We start from the raw sequence: 18,691 nt of genomic DNA, 5'->3' as shown, positions 1-18,691 counted from the left end.
CAAATAACTTCATTTGTGGTTTTAAAATGAAATTGGAATAGTAGTGAAAGAAAATCTTTTTTCGAAGATAATATTTCTAGCGTAGAAATTTAGGTATGTAGGCTGCAATGAAAGGAGAATCCACATGGATACAATTGTAAATGACAAGTTTTATGAAACGAGAAATCAATTAGTTGAGGAAATTACTTTGTTGAGTAATGCTCAATTTAATAGGAAACCAGATAAGGATAAATGGAGTATTGCACAAGTTTGTCATCATTTAGTTTTATTAGATGAGAGAGTGATAACAGTTATTTCGTCAGGATTAAAAAAGTTAGATAGTACCCAAAATGAGCGTAAAGAAATTCACACTATTTTATTAGATAGAACGAAAAAGTTTATAGCTCCAGAAATGATTGAACCAAGTATAGAACCATTTGAAGTGCAGCAAATGCTCAATATGCTAAGCAAATCAAGAAAAGAATTGATGCGTTTCCTGAGTACAATAGAAGATGAGTCTGTATTAGCGAAAAAATCAGTGATGCATCCAGCTCTTGGAGAATTGCCCCTTGATCAGTGGATAGAACTGATCTATTTGCATGAACAGCGTCATATGTTACAAATCAAAGAGATAAAATTGCTTTGTGAAATTGAAAAGTAAAAATTATTCCCTATTTATTATCGATACGTATTATAAACAGGGGAAAACGGTTGATTCTTATTGATTCAGAAGAAACCAAAAATAGAATGAAATTAGTTGAAAGTAACCAATAAGCTTAAGAAAATATGAAACTATCCGATTTTCTGTATAAGTGTAACCCCCGTCTTAAATGAAGAGCGGGGTTATTTTTTTGAAAGTGTTTTTATTTAGAAGGAGATAAATCAGTAACGAAATTCAAAAAATTAATCATCATAACATATTGTATATGCCCGTTTTAATAAATTGAAATGATGATTTTTATGATGATAAATGATATGTCCTTATTTTGAAAGTACACTTCACACTCTTAAGAAAGGGGTATTCTGTCAGGAAATGATAAAATACAATTCTGTTAGAGGATGTATGCAATTTATTCTCTTTATTTTTGCAACAGAACCACCTTCAAAATTATCTTTTGTAGTTGAAGTTTCCTGAATAATAAGTTACATTTTTAAAGTTCAAGCAACTTTATGAAATTACAAAAAGGGGAGAAATATTATTATTATGCAAAAAATGAAATGGAAGAACTTTGTATGTTACTTTGTAATTCTATTACTGCTTGGAACAGCAGTAATAGTCAAACCACCTATCTCTAAGGCTGAGGAATCTGAAGTTAATATCACATTGTTAGGTACTGCAGATATTCATGGTAGATTTATGCCTTGGGATTATGCGCTTGATGGAGCAAATATGAGTGGAAGTTTGACACAGCTTTATACGGTTATAAAGAAGGTCCGTCAAGAAAATCCAAATACCATATTAGTAGATGCCGGGGATACAATTCAAGGAAACTCAGTAGAATTATTCAACGATAAGCCACAATCGCCAATGATGGTAGCGATGAATACAATGGGATATGACGCCTGGGCATTTGGAAATCATGAATTCAACTTTGGATTAGATACATTGAAAAAAGTTAGTGAGCAATATAAGGGAAAAACGTTAGCAGGAAATATTTATAAGGAAAATGGAGAGCGCTTTCTTCCTGCATATACAATTGTAGAAAAAGGTGGAATTAAAGTTGGGATTATTGGTATGAATACACCAATGATTAGTGATTTTGAAAAAGGGACAGATCACTTAAATGGTTTAGTGGTGAAAAATCCGGTAGAAGAGACGAAAAAGGCAATTAAGGAATTAGAAGGTAAAGTAGATGTAATGGTAGGAGTTATGCATATGGGATTAGAAAATGAGAATGGTATCCCTGGTACTGGTGTTCAAGATATTGCAAATGCTTGTCCGGAACTAAGCGCTATTTTTGCGGCTCACATGCATAAACTTGTAAAAAAAGAAGTTGTAAATGGCGTAATTATTACAGAACCAGATAAATATGGAACACATATTTCACGTATTGACCTTACTTTTACAAAGCAAGATGGGAAGTTGGCTTTAAAAAATAAAACTGCTACCGCTATACCTGTAAAAAATGCTGATGGAACAACAATATTATCTGATCCTACACTTGAAGAAACATTAACACCTTTTCACGAATATGCGAGAGGAGATGCAAATGTTGTAGTCGCTCAATTAAAGGGTAGAAATCTTGTTCCTGAAAATGAAATAAAGGGTATTCCAAGTGTTCAGATTCAAGAAACACCTTTATCAGATTTCTTTCATGAAGTCATGCTCTACTACAGTAAAGCAGATGTAGTAGCCCATCAAATTGATAATGATTATGCCCGTTTAGATATAGGTCCTATTAAGAAAAAAGATATTGCGTACAATTACCAATATGCCTTGGGAGAAATTACAGTATATAAGATTTCTGGAAAAGATTTAAAAGACTATATGGAATGGGCAGCAGGATATTTTAACTCATCTCGTGCCGGAGATGTAACCGTTAGCTTTGATAAAACCCGCCGTGCCTCTAAATACAGTACGAACGATTTCTTTGGAGGCGTAAAATACGAAATTGACTTAACAAAACCATATGGAAGTAGAATTACAAATTTACGCTCTATTCGTACAAACAAACCAATCAAAATGAGCGATGCTATGACGCTGGGAATGAATGCATATAGAATGGAGGCTCTTCAGGCAAAAGGAGGAGCTTTAGAGGGGCGTAAGTTTGAACAAATTTGGTCATCTAAACAAGAGAATGCATTTGGAGAAACAGGTGGGACCATTCGTAACCTTGCTATTACATATTTAAAAGAGGTAAAGAACGGTGTATACACGCCAAAAGTTATGCGTAATTGGAAAATTACTGGTGTAGATTTACATTCTTCAGAGCATAAGGCGGTAGTTGATCTTGTGAATAAAGGGATTTTAGAAATTCCAAAAACAGAAGACGGAAAATACACAAATATAGCATCTATAAATACGAAAGACTCAATTTCAAAAGAAGAGATTATATTACTCTCACAAAAAGCAAATATTAATCCAAATCAGTTTAATCATGTAAAGACAAAAGGTGAATTTTACAAAAAACTTAGTAGGATTACTAAAAAAATATAAATTATAAAATTTCTTATAGTAATTGTTATTTTAATAGCATGAAACCCACTCTTAAAATAGTTAAGAGTGGGTTTTTATGTTGTTATTTAGATGTAAGTATACTTTTATTAGAATGAATATAGATAATTAATAACTAACCAATTGGATGAGCGTCTTAGGGAGCTCTTTTTTATTGAAATTAATGCATTTATATGAGTTGTTCTTTAATTGTAGCATCATCCTTAATTTATGTAATTTTGCATAATGTTACATAAATTGTGTATTTTCTCTTTTTTTAGACATTAATAGACAGTATACTTTGTACAAGCTTTCTATTTCAAAAATTATACGAGGTGAAATAATGAAAAACAAAAAGACATTAACTAAGGTAGCATTAACAACAGGATTAGCTTTAACAGCTGTGGCACCATATGGGGTAGGTCATGCAGAGGAAACAGATCAACTACAAGTTCAAATTCAGGAGGAATCGTTCCGTTCGGGTGAACTTACACAGCCGTCACAAAAGGCACCAGAAAATGTAGTAAAGGATGCACTTAAGGAGAAAACAGAACAAGCTCTGTCCCAAAAACAAGTCAATGGAGAAGCAGGAGTAGATTATAAAGTCCTTCAAAAACGTGGTTCGTATGATGGAACTACACTTGTGCGTATGCAGCAAACATACGAAGGAAAAGAAGTATATGGACATCAATTAACTGCACACGTAGATAATAAGGGTGTTATTAAAAGTGTTTCAGGCGATAGCGCGCAAAATTTAAAACAAGAAGAATTGAAAAAAACTATTAATCTATCAAAAGATGAAGCAAAACAATATATTTATACGAAATACGGGAACGATATCAAATTTATTTCTGAGCCAGAAGTTAAAGAGGTTATTTTTGTTGATGAAAATAATGGACAAGCTAGCAATGCATACCAAGTTACCTTCGAAGCTGCAACACCAAACTATGTTTCTGGTACTTATTTAGTAAATGCACAAAATGGTGATATGTTAAAAAATATGGTAAAAGAATCTAACTTAAAAGCAAGTGAAAAACTAGTTGGAGCCTTAAAGAAAAGTAAACAAAGCAGCCTTACATCATTAACGGGAACAGGAAAAGATGATTTAGGTATTAATCGTTCATTTGGTATCTCTAAACAAAGTAATGGCAAATATGCTCTTGCTGATTATACAAGAGGGCAAGGCATTGAAACATATGATGTGAATTACAGAGATATTACTAAAGAAGAAAGCTATTATCCTGGTACATTAGCGACAAGTACTTCGGCAACATTTAACGATCCAAAAGCAGTAAGTGCTCATTACTTAGCAACAAAAGTATTTGATTTTTATAAAGATAAATACAAGCGTAATAGCTTTGATAATAAGGGACAAAAGGTAGTTTCAGTTGTACACGCTTGGGATTCTGAAGAGACGAATGATCCGAAAAATTGGCAGAATGCATTAAGTGCTAATAATGGAAGTATGCTTGTATATGGCGATCCTATTGTTAAAGCATATGACGTAGCTGGACATGAATTTACACATGCTGTTACTTCTAGCGAATCTAATCTTGAATATTACGGGGAATCCGGTGCGATTAATGAGGCGCTATCTGATATTATGGGAACATCTATTGAGAAATACGTAAATAATGGAAACTTTAACTGGACAATGGGAGAACAAACGGGATCTGTTTTCCGTGATATGGAAAACCCAGCTTCTGTTCCATCTTCACTTGGAGTGCCTTATCCAGATGATTACAGTGAATTTAACGATTTTAATGGATGGGATCAAGGCGGTGTTCATTTTAATTCAAGTATTATTAATAAAGTTGCGTATCTGATTGCAAAAGGCGGAACTCATAACGGAGTAACTGTTAAAGGAATTGGTGAAGATAAAATGTTTGATATTTTCTATTATGCAAATACAGATGAGTTAAACATGACTTCTAATTTCAAAGAATTGAGATCAGCATGTATTCGAGTGGCAACTAATAAATATGGTGCGAATACAGCTGAAGTTCAAGCAGTTCAAAAAGCATTTGATGCAGCAAAAATTAAGTAATTTAGAAATATAGTTATCATTCATATATTAATACATTATGAAAAACAGCTAATGTCATTTTAAGGATATTAGCTGTTTTTTACGTAGCAATGTATTATTGAAAATAAACTGACTAAGCAATAATGAGGCACTTTATCTGTAAGAAGTTGTGACAAATAAATAAGGTTTAAAATATATAAAAACAGAAAATTAATAATATATTGACCTCTTGATAGAAAGTCTATAAAATGAAAGCGATAACAAACGATTGCTTTAAAATGTTTTCCCTGATCTTTTAGTATTTACAAATATATGAAGGCATAAAAAAATCTATTTTTTTATGCACTAATGCAAACGTTTTCGTATTAAAAGGTCATTGAAATACATACGTGAAAATAGCCAATATGGAGGTGAAGTAAAAGAGATTTCTAGATTAATTTAAGCAGTGTTATGTAGTGAAAGCATAATAAATCGTTAGTAATATTTGAAGAAAGGGTGTATGTGGTGCAAATTATAAAAAGATTAATTAACAAAACAGTTTTATTACTTACTTTAATCGTTATGTTATCATCTGTTTTCTCCTTTCAGAGTGTGAAGGCAGTTTCAAATTCGAAAACAACTGAAATTATCATTCATTACAAAGAAAAGCTTGGAAATACAAAAGACTGGAATCTTTGGTTATGGGGAGAAAATGCAAATGGTACATCTTATGAATTTACTGGTGAAGATGAATTTGGAAAATACGCTAAGATAAAAATAGACGGTGACTATAATCGTGTAGGATTTATAGTTCGAACAAATGAATGGGAAAAAGATGGTGGGGATCGTTGGATTGAAAATATAAAGGACGGTCGTGCTGAAGTATGGATTCTTTCGGGTGATGAAAAAGTATATAACTCTAAGCCATCATCGGATCTCTCAATTCAAAAAGCAACTATTGATAGTTTCCATGAAATTACTGTAACGACTAATGTCCCGTTTCATATTAAGGAAAAGAAAATTGAAATTGAAGGCATTAAAATTAAGAATATTACTCCTTATGATATAAACAGTGGAGATATTACTAATAAGGTCAAAATAATTACGGAACAGAAAATTGATTTAAAACAAACATACAAAGTTAAAATAGAAAACTTAGCTGATACGAATACTGAAATTGGTAAAGTCATTCGTAGCGAAGAATTTGATAATTTATTTTATTATGGTGGTAACGATTTAGGAAATACATATACTCCGCAACATACAAAGTTCCGTTTATGGGCTCCTACTGCAAGCGAAGCGAAGTTAGTTACATATAAAAACTGGAACGATAAAATAGGTGCTGAAATAAACATGCAACAAGGTGAAAAGGGAACTTGGACAGCAGAACTAAAGGGGAACCAAAAAGGGCTCTTTTATACGTATAAGGTCAAAATTGGTGATAAGTGGACTGAAGCGGTTGATCCATATGTGCGTGCTGCTTCTGTAAATGGGGATAAAGGTGCAGTCGTTAATTTAGAAGAAACAAATCCGAAAAAATGGAAAGCAAACAAAAAGCCAAAATTTAAAAATCCGGAAGATGCTATTATTTATGAGTTACATGTACGCGATCTTTCCATTCAATCTGAAAGTGGTATTAAACAGAAAGGGAAGTATTTAGGTGTAACAGAAAAAGGAACAAACGGGCCAGAAGGTGTAAAAACAGGACTTGATCATATAAAGGATCTTGGTGTTACTCACGTTCAGTTTTTACCGATATTTGATTATGCTTCTGTAAATGAAGAGACTTTAAATGAACCGCAATATAACTGGGGATATGATCCTAAAAATTTCAATGTTCCAGAAGGCTCCTATTCTACAAATCCTTATGAGCCGACTGTGCGAATAACTGAATTAAAGCAAATGGTTCAAACACTACATGATAATAATCTTCGAGTGGTGATGGATGTAGTATATAACCATATGTATAACGCTGCTGAATCTAATTTCCATAAGTTAGTTCCAGGTTATTATTATCGTTACAATGAAGATGGAACATTTGCAAATGGAACTGGAGTAGGAAATGATACTGCTTCAGAAAGAAAAATGATGAGGAAATTTATGATAGATTCCGTCACATATTGGGCAAAAGAATACAATTTAGATGGATTCCGTTTTGATTTAATGGGTATTCATGATTATGAAACGATGAATGAAATACGTAAAGCTGTTAATCAAATTGACCCTTCTATTATACTACACGGAGAAGGATGGGATTTAAATACACCTCTTGCAGCTGAGCTGAAAGCAAATCAAAAAAATGCAGAGAAAATGAAAGGGATTGCTCATTTTAACGATAATATACGTGATGGGTTAAAAGGTAGTGTATTTGAGGAAAAAGAAAATGGTTTTATAAATGGAAAGGAAAACATGGAAGATCGTATTAAAAAAGGTATTACGGCAGGTATTGACTACGATACAAATTCGTCTACCTATCAAGATCCAGAGCAGGTGCTAACTTATGTGGAAGCACATGACAATCATACATTATGGGATAAACTTGAGTTAACTAATCCAGGTGACAGCGATGAAGTGCGAACACAAATGCACAAATTGTCTTCTTCGATTTTATTAACATCACAAGGAATTCCATTTTTACATGCAGGGCAAGAGTTTATGCGGACGAAATACGGTGATCATAATAGTTACAAATCTCCAGACTCAATTAACCAGATGGATTGGCTGCGCCGTGCAACGTTTAATAATGAAGTAGATTATATGAAGGGTTTAATAGAATTACGCAAAAAGTACTCAGCTTTTCGAATGACATCTGCAGAGCAAATAAAAACACACGTATCATTTATTGATGCTCCAAAAAATACTGTAGCTTATATAATAGAGGGGAATAAACATGAATACTTTACAGTGGCTCACAATGCAAATAGAGAAGCTGTTGAAATAACACTTCCATCGAAAGGGCCTTGGAAAGTACTAGTAGATGGCAAGCAGGCGGGAAGTAAACTACTTTATGTTGTCCATGACAATAAAATTAAAGTTCCTGCATTAAGTTCATTTGTCTTAAAAACAGAGAAACCGATTAAATAAAAGCGAAGAATGTGGAAATAAATACTGCATTGAGCAAATTTAACAAGGATTGCAAATGAAAAAAGCGAAGTGAAGATTATTCTCACTTCGCTTTTAAAGTTAATGTAATATAATTTCACATACTGTAATTATATTACAATTTAATAAAAGAAATAAGCAATAGATTATTTCTTTTATGACAGTAGGAGGAGAAGATATCTTTGAGTTTATTTATAAAATTACCTGAAATACATTCGTAATTCATATAATGTTTATTATATATTCGAACATATAACGAACTAGATGTTCGAGTTGTATTAACTCCTACAAATCGTTTAAAAATAACAAAGGCGTAAAAAGTATATGGAATTAAAATAGAGAAAAGACACCATTCAAGGTGTCTTTTCTCTATTTTGAATATGAAATGTAAGTAACTCGATTGTATGTAATAGTATGTGATATTTTCACACTAACTGATTAAGAAAAATTTAAAACTCTTTTCTTAATCTATTTGTAATAAATTACATCATAAAATTTTATCGATATAATAAATAAAACTTTCTCAACATTATTTGATTTAATAACTATATTCAACCGCTCTCCAATCCATTACAATAATTTCACATTGGAAATACATGAATATTCTCAATGTTACAAATGGTTTATACCTTATAGGATTACTATGGGAAAGGATGTGAAATATCCAAAAAGAAATCATTTTTTATGATGAAATAAAAAATTTTAATGAAGAAAAAGTTATTTCATTATTTTCAAGTTTCGTTAAAGTGCATGTATTTATAATCACTATGAGACAAGGAGCAGAATCCGAAAAAATTTTTGTAAATTAGAAAATTGCATTTCAAAAATAAGTTAAATGTTTATGGAGGGTTATATGAGCGAGAAAATTTATTACTGGTCTCCGATTAAGCATTGGGAGAAGTTGCATAATGAAGTTTTGATAGGGGAAATGAGATTTACAGGTATTCTGTCTGAGTGGTTTCCAGATTTTTATTTTATGGCTCAAAAAGGTGTGAAAATTAGTGAACTAGTAGAGCGCTTTTCGTTAGGAAATGTAGAAGAGACAAAAAAAAACATAGAGCTCATGATAAAAAATCGTGTGTTAGTAAGTAATATATTACACCCAAGAGAAGTATTTTCTTCACAAGAAAAGATTTTTTCAAATCCATATAGCAACCAGATTCGCTTTTCTAAAGAAAAGTTAGATAAATATATGAGTAAACAATTAAATCGCACGCACGTTGCTGCACGGTCGACCGAAATTCAACTTGAAACAACAAATGAGCTACCTACTATAATCAAGGAACGTAGGTCTTGTCGTCAATTTGATATGGAAAAACATATTAGTTTTTCGGAATTTTCCCGATTCTTATCAACTCTAAAACAGGTTAGGGAAGAAAAAATATACTATCATTACGCAAGTGCAGGCGGGCTCTATCCCATTGATATCTTTGTTTATGTAAAACCAAAACGTATAGAGGATATGAAAGCTGGATTTTATTATTATAACCCATCAAAAAATAGTCTTGTGATTGTAAACAACATTGATCAAGTAATCAAAAGTGATCATGAGTTAATTAATCAGGATTTATTTACTCAATCTGCCTTCTCAGTTTATTTGGTTTATAATGCGAACGCTTCCATCCCGAAATACGGTTCAGATGGATATTTATTTGCTTGTATTGAGTCAGGCATTATCACTGCTACCTTAAATATGGTTGCTGAGACATTAAATTTAGGGGTTTGTTCAGTCGGTCATATGAAATTTGAAGAGATTCAGCAATTTTTATGTTTGGATAATCATCAAGTGTTTCTTCATGGGCTTGAAGTTGGCTTGAAAATTAACGAGTAGAAGAAATGAATATTAGGGGGATAAAGATAAAAATGCACATTAAAGATCGAAGTTCGATTCATGAAAATAAAGAAGTAGAAGCGTTTTGGAAGGAGCAATTATCTTCCGAGATTCTCGATTTTTCTGTATTTAAATTTAATAACGATTACCAACTAAATAAAGAAACACCTTGTGAATACGTTCAAGTCATAGTGAATGTAGAATTTAGTAAAAGTATACAAAAAATAAGTAAGTCTCAAGATTTATTATTATTTAGCTGGTTTCAAGCCGCTTTAAGGGTTTGTTTGGCACATTATACAGATCAAGAAAGAATTACTATTGGTATTCCTATAATTGAAAAGAATCTTGAACAAAGTGAGAATCTTAATAAATTGATTCCTTTAGGAAGTGAAATCCAGCCGCATCACACCTTTAAACAATTAGTAAATGAGATTGAACAAACGACTTTATTCGGGTATGAAAATCAGGAGTATCCGCTCTCTGAATTATTAGTTAAACACAATTTAACTCCTTTTCAAATTGTAATCGGGATGGAAGGATTACATAATGAAAATTCGCTAGAAGAATACGCAGAGAATAATTTAGCCCTATGGATACGAAGAAAATGGAATGAAATACATAATGAATTTGAATTTCAAATTTCTTGCAAGTCCCGTTCATTCTCTTCTTTGCAACAGTTTGCCAATTCGTATTGTTATGTTTTAAAGCAAGTTTCACAAAATCCGAATTTGGCATTGAAAGATATTTGTATTATTGCAGAAGAAGAAAAAGAGTTGTTAGAAGGATTGAATACTTTTCAAACGGGCATAGACTTGTTTCAATCATTTCAAGATTTGTTTGAAGCGCAAGTATTAAAAACTCCAGATCAAATTGCTGTTGTTTGTAATGATCAATCTTTGACATATAGAGAATTGAATAAGAAAGCGAATCAATTGGCTTCTATTCTTCAAAGTAAAGGTGTTTCAAAAGAAAGTATTATTGGCGTTATGGTAGATCGGTCATTAGAAATGATTATTGGTATGATGGGGATTTTAAAAGCAGGAGCAGCGTATTTACCAATCGACCCTAACTACCCAACTGAACGAATTGAATATATGTTACAAGATAGTCAAGCAAAATATTTACTTAGTAAGCGAACAGAGGAAGTATTGCCACAATTTGCAGGTGAAGTACTGTATCTTGATAAAGAATATCTTTTTCAAGGTGAAGAAAGTAATTTAGTACGAGAACATAATCCTAATGATTTAGCTTATGTTATTTACACATCAGGATCGACAGGAAATCCAAAAGGGGTAATGATAGAACAAAAATCGCTAGTTCATTTTTTAAATGTAATGAGAGAAAAAGTAAAAGCTAATCAATCATTCTTGTTTCTTGCTAGTGTATCTTTTGATATTTCCTTGTTAGAAATATGTCTTCCTTTAACGCAAGGTTCAAAAGTAGTAATTGCTACAGAGGACCAGTTTGCAACAAAAGAATTGGCTCATTTGGTCAAAAAACATAAGGTGGATTTATGGGAATCAACGCCATCGCGAATGGAAGTGATTTTGAGTGATCCAGAAGGGGCGATTTTTCTAAAAGATTTAAAATCTATTTTATTAGCAGGAGAATCATTTTCCATTGATTTGGTTGAAAAAATTCGTTGTATCAGTGAAGCAACAATTTTAAATATTTATGGTCCCACAGAAACAACCATTTGCGCAACAGTAAAAGACTTGAGCACTTCCAAAGAAGTTACGATTGGCAAACCTAACCCGAATTATCATTCCTATATATTGAATAAGTATGGCCAATTAAAACCATTTGGAATTCCCGGTGAACTCTGCATTGCTGGCGTAGCGGTAGCACGAGGGTATCTTGGTAAAAATAAACTGACAGATGAAAAGTTTGTACCGAGTCCTTTTGCGGCAGGGGAAATGATGTATCATACAGGTGATCTCGTTCGTTGGTTGCCTAATGGAGAACTTGAATATTTAGGTAGAATGGATCATCAAGTGAAAATTCGGGGGTATCGGATTGAATTAAGAGAAATCGAAACTCAATTAAGGGAATATCCAGAAATAAACCAGGCTATCGTTGTTGATCAAGTGTATGGAAATAGGAAATTATTAGCTGCCTACTATGTATCGGATAACAAGGTGTCTTTTGATGAAATCAGAAAATATTTAAGTGATAAATTACCTGAGTTTATGATTCCTGAAAAAATGATTCAGGTAGAAGAGATTCCATTGAATCCAAATGGAAAAGTGGATAGAAAAAGATTGTTGGATATAACACAAACGGATTATGTATCAATTCCATACGTTGCTCCGCGCAATGAAATTGAACAAAAATTAGTGCGTGCATGGGAAAAAGTTATGGAGATCGAGGGAATCGGTATTCATGATAATTTTTTTGCATTAAAAGGAGAATCTATTAAAGCACTTCAGGTAATTAATTTATTAAGAAAAGACGGCTTAAAAATAAGTACAACAGATTTTTTTAAGCACCCCACAATCGCTCAACTGAGTTCTTGTGTAAAGCTAGAGCATAAAGAGGAAAACCTTGAAAGTAGACCAACTCATGTTAAAGATTTGTCTAAGCCATTTTCCTTAACAGAAGTTCAGACAGCGTATATGATAGGACGGAATTCACAGTTTGAATTAAGTGGTATTTCCCCTCAAACATATTTTGAATATGAAACAGCTTTGGATATCAATCGTCTTTCAAAAAGTTTTCAAAAGGTAATTCATCGTCATCCAATGTTGCGAGCTGTAATTTTACCAGAGGGAAAACAGCAAATATTACAAAGCGTTCCTGATTACGAGATTGAAATAGTGAGTCTCATAGATTTAGATGATAGGAATCAACATGCTCGCTTACAAGAAGAGCGTTCTCGAATGACTAACCATGTATTCCCTTTGGGGCAATGGCCTTTGTTTGAATTGAAAGCTTTTCTTTTAAAAGAAGACACGTATTTATTATGTTTTCGATACGATGCTTTATTAATGGACGGAGCAAGCATGAACATTGTTGGACAGGATTTGTTGCATTATTATTATAAACCAAATCAAAAATTAGAATCTTTATCTTTTGATTTTCAAGATTATATGTTTATCTATGATGAAATGGAACAAAGCGAAGAATATAAAACAGCAAAAGATTATTGGACAAGTAAGCTTCCTGACTTTCCGTTTGCACCTTCTTTGCTGTTAAAAAAGGATCCAGCAGAGATTGCTACTCCTAAATTCCAATCACTTACAAAAATCCTGGATAATAAAAAATGGACAAAGCTACGAAAGTTAGCACAAGAGAAAGAGGTAACGCCTTCCGCTCTACTTTGTACAATATATGGTGATGTGTTGGCATATTGGAGTAATCAACGTCGATTAGCAATTAACTTGACTGTATTTAACCGTTATCCTGTTCATGATGAAGTAGAACAGATTGTTGGAGATTTCACATCACTTATTTTATTGGATGTTGATGTAAAACCAGAGCAAACTTTCTTTACTAGAGTAAAAGAAACGCAAGCTACTTTATTAGATGGCCTTGAACATCGTCATTACGATGGAGTTAACTTTATTCGAGATTTTACTCGATATCATCAAATGACGCCAAAAGCAGTTATGCCAATCGTTTTCACCTCGATGTTAGCGGGTGCAGGTGCTTTCTCTTGGGAACAACTTGGTTCTCTTCGCTATATTCATGCTCGGACTCCACAAGTGTATTTGGATAATGTAGTAATTGAAAAAAATGGAGAGTTATTAATTAGCTGGAACTATGTTGAAGAGTTGTTTGATGTTGATGTAATAGAAGCAATGTTTTCCCAATTTGTTGACTTATTGGAACAATTGGTGAAACAAAGCGATATAACATCTTTACAGATGAAAGAATCGGATCAAACTTTAATTAAGCAATACAATGAAACAACAGAAAAAAAACCTTCAACTACTCTGTATCAATTATTTACAGACCAAGTAAAACGTACACCGGATGAAGTAGCAGTGGTATTTGAACAAGAATGGTTAACATACTCGGAACTTCATAAACGTTCTAATCAAATTGCCCACTTCTTAAAAGAGCAAGGTATTGGTCTAGGTGACAAAGTGGGTCTTTTAGCAAAAAGGCGAGTTGACACAATTGTTAATATGTTAGGTATTTTAAAATCAGGTGCCGCTTATGTTCCGATTGATCCCGATCATCCTTTAGATCGCCAAACATATATTTTAAAAAATAGCTCATGCAAGCTTTTATTAGAACCTAGTCTTTATGAAGAAAATCATTTGTCATTTTATACAACAGAAGATATGCCCACTATTGCTGGTCCAGAAGATATTGCCTATATTATATACACTTCAGGAAGTACAGGAAAACCAAAAGGAGTAATTATTACTCACCAAGCGGTTACAAATACTATTCAAGACATAAATCAAAAATATGAGGTGAATGAAGATGATCGTATTATTGGTATCTCTTCCATGTGTTTTGACCTATCTGTATACGATATTTTCGGAGCTTTAAGCACAGGTGCAATGTTAGTAATGATTCGTGATCCGAGAGACATGCAAGAATTAATCCGCACTGTCGAACGTAGAGGGATTACAATTTGGAATACAGTGCCTGCAATCATGGATTTGGCATTGGAGCAAGTAGGTTCTCATTTTGAATATCCTTCTTTACGTTTAGTTTTACATAGTGGAGATTGGATTCCGCTTTCTTTACCAGAAAAAATAAAACGACATTTTCCGATTGCAGAAGTAGTCTCACTAGGAGGGGCAACAGAAGCATCGATTTGGTCAATTTATTATCCGGTCAAACAGGTGGAATCACATTGGAATAGTATTCCATACGGGATGCCCTTGGCAAACCAAACGTATTATGTGTTGAACTATGAAAAGAAAATGTGCCCTGTTGGTGTAATTGGAGATTTATATATCGGGGGAGTGGGCCTTGCTAAAGGATATTTAAATGATGAAAAGAAAACAAATGAAGCGTTTGTGTCACATCCTGATTTTGGTCTTATATATAAAACAGGGGATTGTGGAAAAATGCATTCTGAGGGATATATTGAATTTTTAGGCCGCCAAGATTACCAAGTGAAAATTCAGGGATATCGAGTAGAGTTAGAAGAAATCTCTCATTGTCTTCTAACTTATAAACAAGTCGAACATGCTGTCGTAATTGATCAAACAGATGAGAACGGAATAAAATTTTTAGTTGCATATGTGGTAACTGAGCAAAATATTAGTACAACAGAACTACGAAAGCATTTGCAAGATCACTTGCCAGATTATATGATTCCTTCTTATTTTGTTTATTTGGACCAATTACCCCTGACTCCAAACGGTAAATTAGATAGAAAAGCGCTCCCTACTCCGGAGAAACAAAAAAATGAAGTATTTATTGCCCCAAAAACTGAAATGGAAAAAATATTAACTAGTATTTGGCAAGAAGTACTCAAAATAGATCAAGTTGGAGTAAATGATCATTTCTTCGCCTTAGGTGGAGATTCGATAAAAGCGATTCAAGTGTCCGTCAGACTGTATCGACAAGGATTCGAGCTTGAACCAAAAAATATATTTTCATTTCCTATATTAAGGGACATGGTTCAATTTGTTAAAAAGCTAGACCAGTTTTCAAGTTCACAAACAAATGATGTAAACATAATGAACGATAATAAAGCTACATTACTAAATGTTAAAGATAAACAACTTAATCAACATACACTTAACAAAATACAAGAAAAAATGCCGGATATAAAAATAGAACGTATTTACCCGTTAGCACCTTTCCAGGAAGTTATTTATGAGCATGCTACGAATGAACCTGATACAAATGCATATTTTGAACAAACAATTTGGGCACTTGAGGGGGAGCTGGATATTAAACTCTTTATTCAGTGTTTCCAACAATTAGTTGATCGTCATGATGCTTTAAGAACAATAATTGTGCAAGATGAACAAGCAAAACCTTGGCAAGCTGTTCTATATGATGTTCAAATAAATTCAGAAATAAAAAACTTGATTGAGATGACGAAACAAGAACAGCAAGAATTCCTAAAACAGTGGATGAATGAAAATTTAAGTCGAGGATTTAAAAATGATGAACTTATGACACGTCTCTGTATATTCCAACTAGGTAATAACGAGCATAAAGTAATTTGGAGTTCCCATCATCTATTATGTGATGGTTGGAGCGTCAGCATTTTGATAGACGAATTATTCCAGCTCTACGAAACTACAAATGCCGGAACTACGGCGGGGTTACCCATGGTAAAACCTTTTGAAACATTTATAGATTGGACTTTGGCACAAGATCATGAGAAAGCACGTCATTTTTGGCGAGATTATTTATCAGGATACAATCAGAAAATTAGTATTCCTAAAAAGAAAGTCCCATCTAAAAGTGAAGGGTTAAACTTCACTTTTATGGATTTAACATTAGACAAGGATTTGACTGATCAGTTACAGACATTTGTAACTAAAAATAATATAACTATGAATACGGCATTACTAGCTGTATGGGGAATATTGCTTGGCAAATTCAACGGAACGAGAGAAGTAGTATTGCCTAACCTAGTATCAGTCAGACCCCCCGAAGTAGAAGGAATTGAAAATATGTTCGGTCTGTTCACAAATGTTTTGCCTATCCGATTAGCATGGACAGAAACGCAATCTTTTGTGGACTTCCTGCAAAAGGTACAACTAGAGACATTGAAATGTAATGAGTATGCATACTATTCATTTGTTGATATACAAAAGCAAAGTGAATTAAAAACTGAGTTGACTGACCATCTTTGGGTTTTTGAAAACTATCCAACTAATCCAGCAATCTTTTCTTCAAATGAAAACAGACATTTTGCTATCACGGATTACGAAGTTGTTGATGAGCCACATGTAAAGTATGGAATTATGTGCTTCCCTGAAGAAAGACTTACAATAAAGTTTGGATATGATCAAACGGTATATGAAACAGAGAAAATACAGGAAATATTAAATCACATCCAGGGGTTAATCAACACGATTCTTCAAAATCCAATACAAACAATTTGTGATTACAAATTATAAAAAATGAAAAGGCGAGCAAAAACTCGCCTTTTTAAATAGAATAGGAGTAAATCAAATGACAAAAAAATTACAGTTATCAGCCGAAGAAATGCGTCAGTTAGGATATCAAGCGGTTGACTTAATTGTTGATCATATGAATCATTTAAAAAGTAAACCAGTTTCAGAAACGATTGATAGTAATATTTTTAGAGACAAGCTAATTGAAACGATTCCGGAAAACGGATCTAATCCAAAAGAATTACTTCATTTTCTTAATAACAATGTGTTTAATCAAATTACTCATGTGGATCATCCTCATTTTATGGCTTTTGTGCCAGGTCCTAATAATTATGTTGGTGTATTAGCAGATTTTTTAGCAAGTGGGTTTAATGTATTTCCTACAGCTTGGATAGTAGGTGCAGGTGCCGAACAAATTGAATTAACGACAATTAACTGGTTAAAATCAATGCTAGGATTCCCTGATTCAGCTGAAGGATTATTTGTCAGTGGTGGTTCCATGGCTAATTTGACTGCACTTACTGTAGCGAGACAGGTCAAGCTGAATAATGACATAGAAAATGCGATTGTTTATTTTTCTAACCAAACTCATTTTTCTGTAGATCGAGCACTTAAAGTATTAGGTTTTAAACAGCATCAAATTTGCCGAATTGAGACAGATGAAGACTTAAAAATTTCAGTTAGTACTTTAAGAAAACAAATAAAAGAAGATCGATTAAAAGGGAAAAAACCATTCTGTGTTATTGCTAATGCAGGGACAACGAATTGCGGAGCGGTGGACTCCCTCGATGAATTGGCTGATGTATGTGGTGATGAAGATATATGGCTACACGTGGATGGGGCTTATGGGGCTGCAGCAATTCTCAGTGAAAAAGGAAGGGAGTTATTAAGTGGAATTCATCGTGCCGATTCTTTAACGTTAGACCCGCATAAATGGCTTTTTCAGCCTTATGATGTTGGTTGTGTACTTATTCGAAATAGCCAATATTTAAGTGAAACATTCCGTATGATCCCAGAGTATATTAAGGATACAGAAACTAATATAGAAGAAAAAGTGAATTTTGGGGAGCGTGGAATTGAACTTTCTCGTAGATTTAGAGCATTAAAGGTATGGCTTTCTTTTAAAGCATTCGGAGTTACAGCTTTTCGTGAGGCAATTGATCATGGCATTATGCTAGCTGAACAAGTTGAAGAGTTTTTAAGGAAAGAAAAAGATTGGGAAGTAGTAACACCTGCCCAATTAGGAATTGTTACTTTTCGTTATATTCCATGTGAGCTAACATCTACAGATACAATTCATGAAATAAACAAAAAATTGGTGGAAGAAATTAATCAAAGAGGATTTGCTATGCTAAGTACGACTAAATTAAAAGAAAAAGTAGTAATTCGACTTTGCTCTATCAACCCAAGAACAACAAAAGAAGAAATACTTCAAATCATGATGAACATAAAAGCATTAGCAGAGGAAATAAACACATCGCCTAAACATCTTATATCTGTTTCTCAACCTTGATATATTAGGCGGATTTTACATATTAATAGCCGATTCTTATTTAGAATCGGCTATTATATTT

Annotated in this window: 7 protein-coding genes; all 7 read left to right on the top strand. The window is 33.2% G+C overall.

Annotated elements, in window-relative coordinates; translation table 11 throughout:
* The first annotated feature begins 124 nt into the window (after positions 1-124).
* The 7 genes from DN399_RS13395 (at position 125) to DN399_RS13365 (ending at position 18,630) form a co-directional block, all read left to right on the top strand.
* Positions 125-640 (top strand): DinB family protein, encoded by a 516-nt coding sequence (locus DN399_RS13395; RefSeq protein ID WP_025709449.1) that lies wholly within the window; start codon positions 125-127, stop codon positions 638-640.
* 543 nt (positions 641-1,183) lie between these two features.
* Positions 1,184-3,136: a bifunctional metallophosphatase/5'-nucleotidase gene (locus tag DN399_RS13390; RefSeq protein ID WP_001171052.1), complete on the top strand. Its 1,953-nt coding sequence runs from the start codon at positions 1,184-1,186 to the stop codon at positions 3,134-3,136.
* A gap of 340 nt (positions 3,137-3,476) precedes the next feature.
* Positions 3,477-5,180: a M4 family metallopeptidase gene (locus DN399_RS13385; protein WP_000791448.1), complete on the top strand. Its 1,704-nt coding sequence runs from the start codon at positions 3,477-3,479 to the stop codon at positions 5,178-5,180.
* Positions 5,181-5,663: 483 nt separating this feature from the next.
* Positions 5,664-8,222 (top strand): type I pullulanase, encoded by a 2,559-nt coding sequence (gene pulA / locus DN399_RS13380; protein WP_149149691.1) that lies wholly within the window; start codon positions 5,664-5,666, stop codon positions 8,220-8,222.
* Positions 8,223-9,093: 871 nt separating this feature from the next.
* Positions 9,094-10,071, top strand: a complete 978-nt coding sequence (locus DN399_RS13375) for a SagB/ThcOx family dehydrogenase (RefSeq protein ID WP_006922689.1) — start codon at positions 9,094-9,096, stop codon at positions 10,069-10,071.
* Between the two features lie 32 nt (positions 10,072-10,103).
* Entirely contained in the window at positions 10,104-17,120 is a 7,017-nt protein-coding gene (locus DN399_RS13370; protein ID WP_149149690.1) for a non-ribosomal peptide synthetase, read from the top strand.
* A gap of 55 nt (positions 17,121-17,175) precedes the next feature.
* The gene (locus DN399_RS13365) at positions 17,176-18,630 is read left to right on the top strand and encodes a pyridoxal phosphate-dependent decarboxylase family protein (protein WP_000162820.1); all 1,455 of its coding nucleotides are present in this window, start codon (positions 17,176-17,178) and stop codon (positions 18,628-18,630) included.
* Positions 18,631-18,691 lie beyond the last annotated feature (61 nt).

It is taken from the genome of Bacillus sp. AR4-2 (genome assembly GCF_008274865.1).
Taxonomy (GTDB): domain Bacteria; phylum Bacillota; class Bacilli; order Bacillales; family Bacillaceae_G; genus Bacillus_A; species Bacillus_A cereus.
This window is presented reverse-complemented; position numbering and strand designations above follow the sequence as displayed.

Bases quoted from the DNA above. Each gene is read 5' to 3' on its own strand.
- DN399_RS13375 (WP_006922689.1), top strand. From the start codon at position 9,094: ATGAGCGAGAAAATTTATTACTGGTCTCCGATTAAGCATTGGGAGAAG.
- DN399_RS13370 (WP_149149690.1), top strand. From the start codon at position 10,104: ATGCACATTAAAGATCGAAGTTCGATTCATGAAAATAAAGAAGTAGAA.
- DN399_RS13365 (WP_000162820.1), top strand. From the start codon at position 17,176: ATGACAAAAAAATTACAGTTATCAGCCGAAGAAATGCGTCAGTTAGGA.
- DN399_RS13385 (WP_000791448.1), top strand. From the start codon at position 3,477: ATGAAAAACAAAAAGACATTAACTAAGGTAGCATTAACAACAGGATTA.
- DN399_RS13395 (WP_025709449.1), top strand. From the start codon at position 125: ATGGATACAATTGTAAATGACAAGTTTTATGAAACGAGAAATCAATTA.
- DN399_RS13390 (WP_001171052.1), top strand. From the start codon at position 1,184: ATGCAAAAAATGAAATGGAAGAACTTTGTATGTTACTTTGTAATTCTA.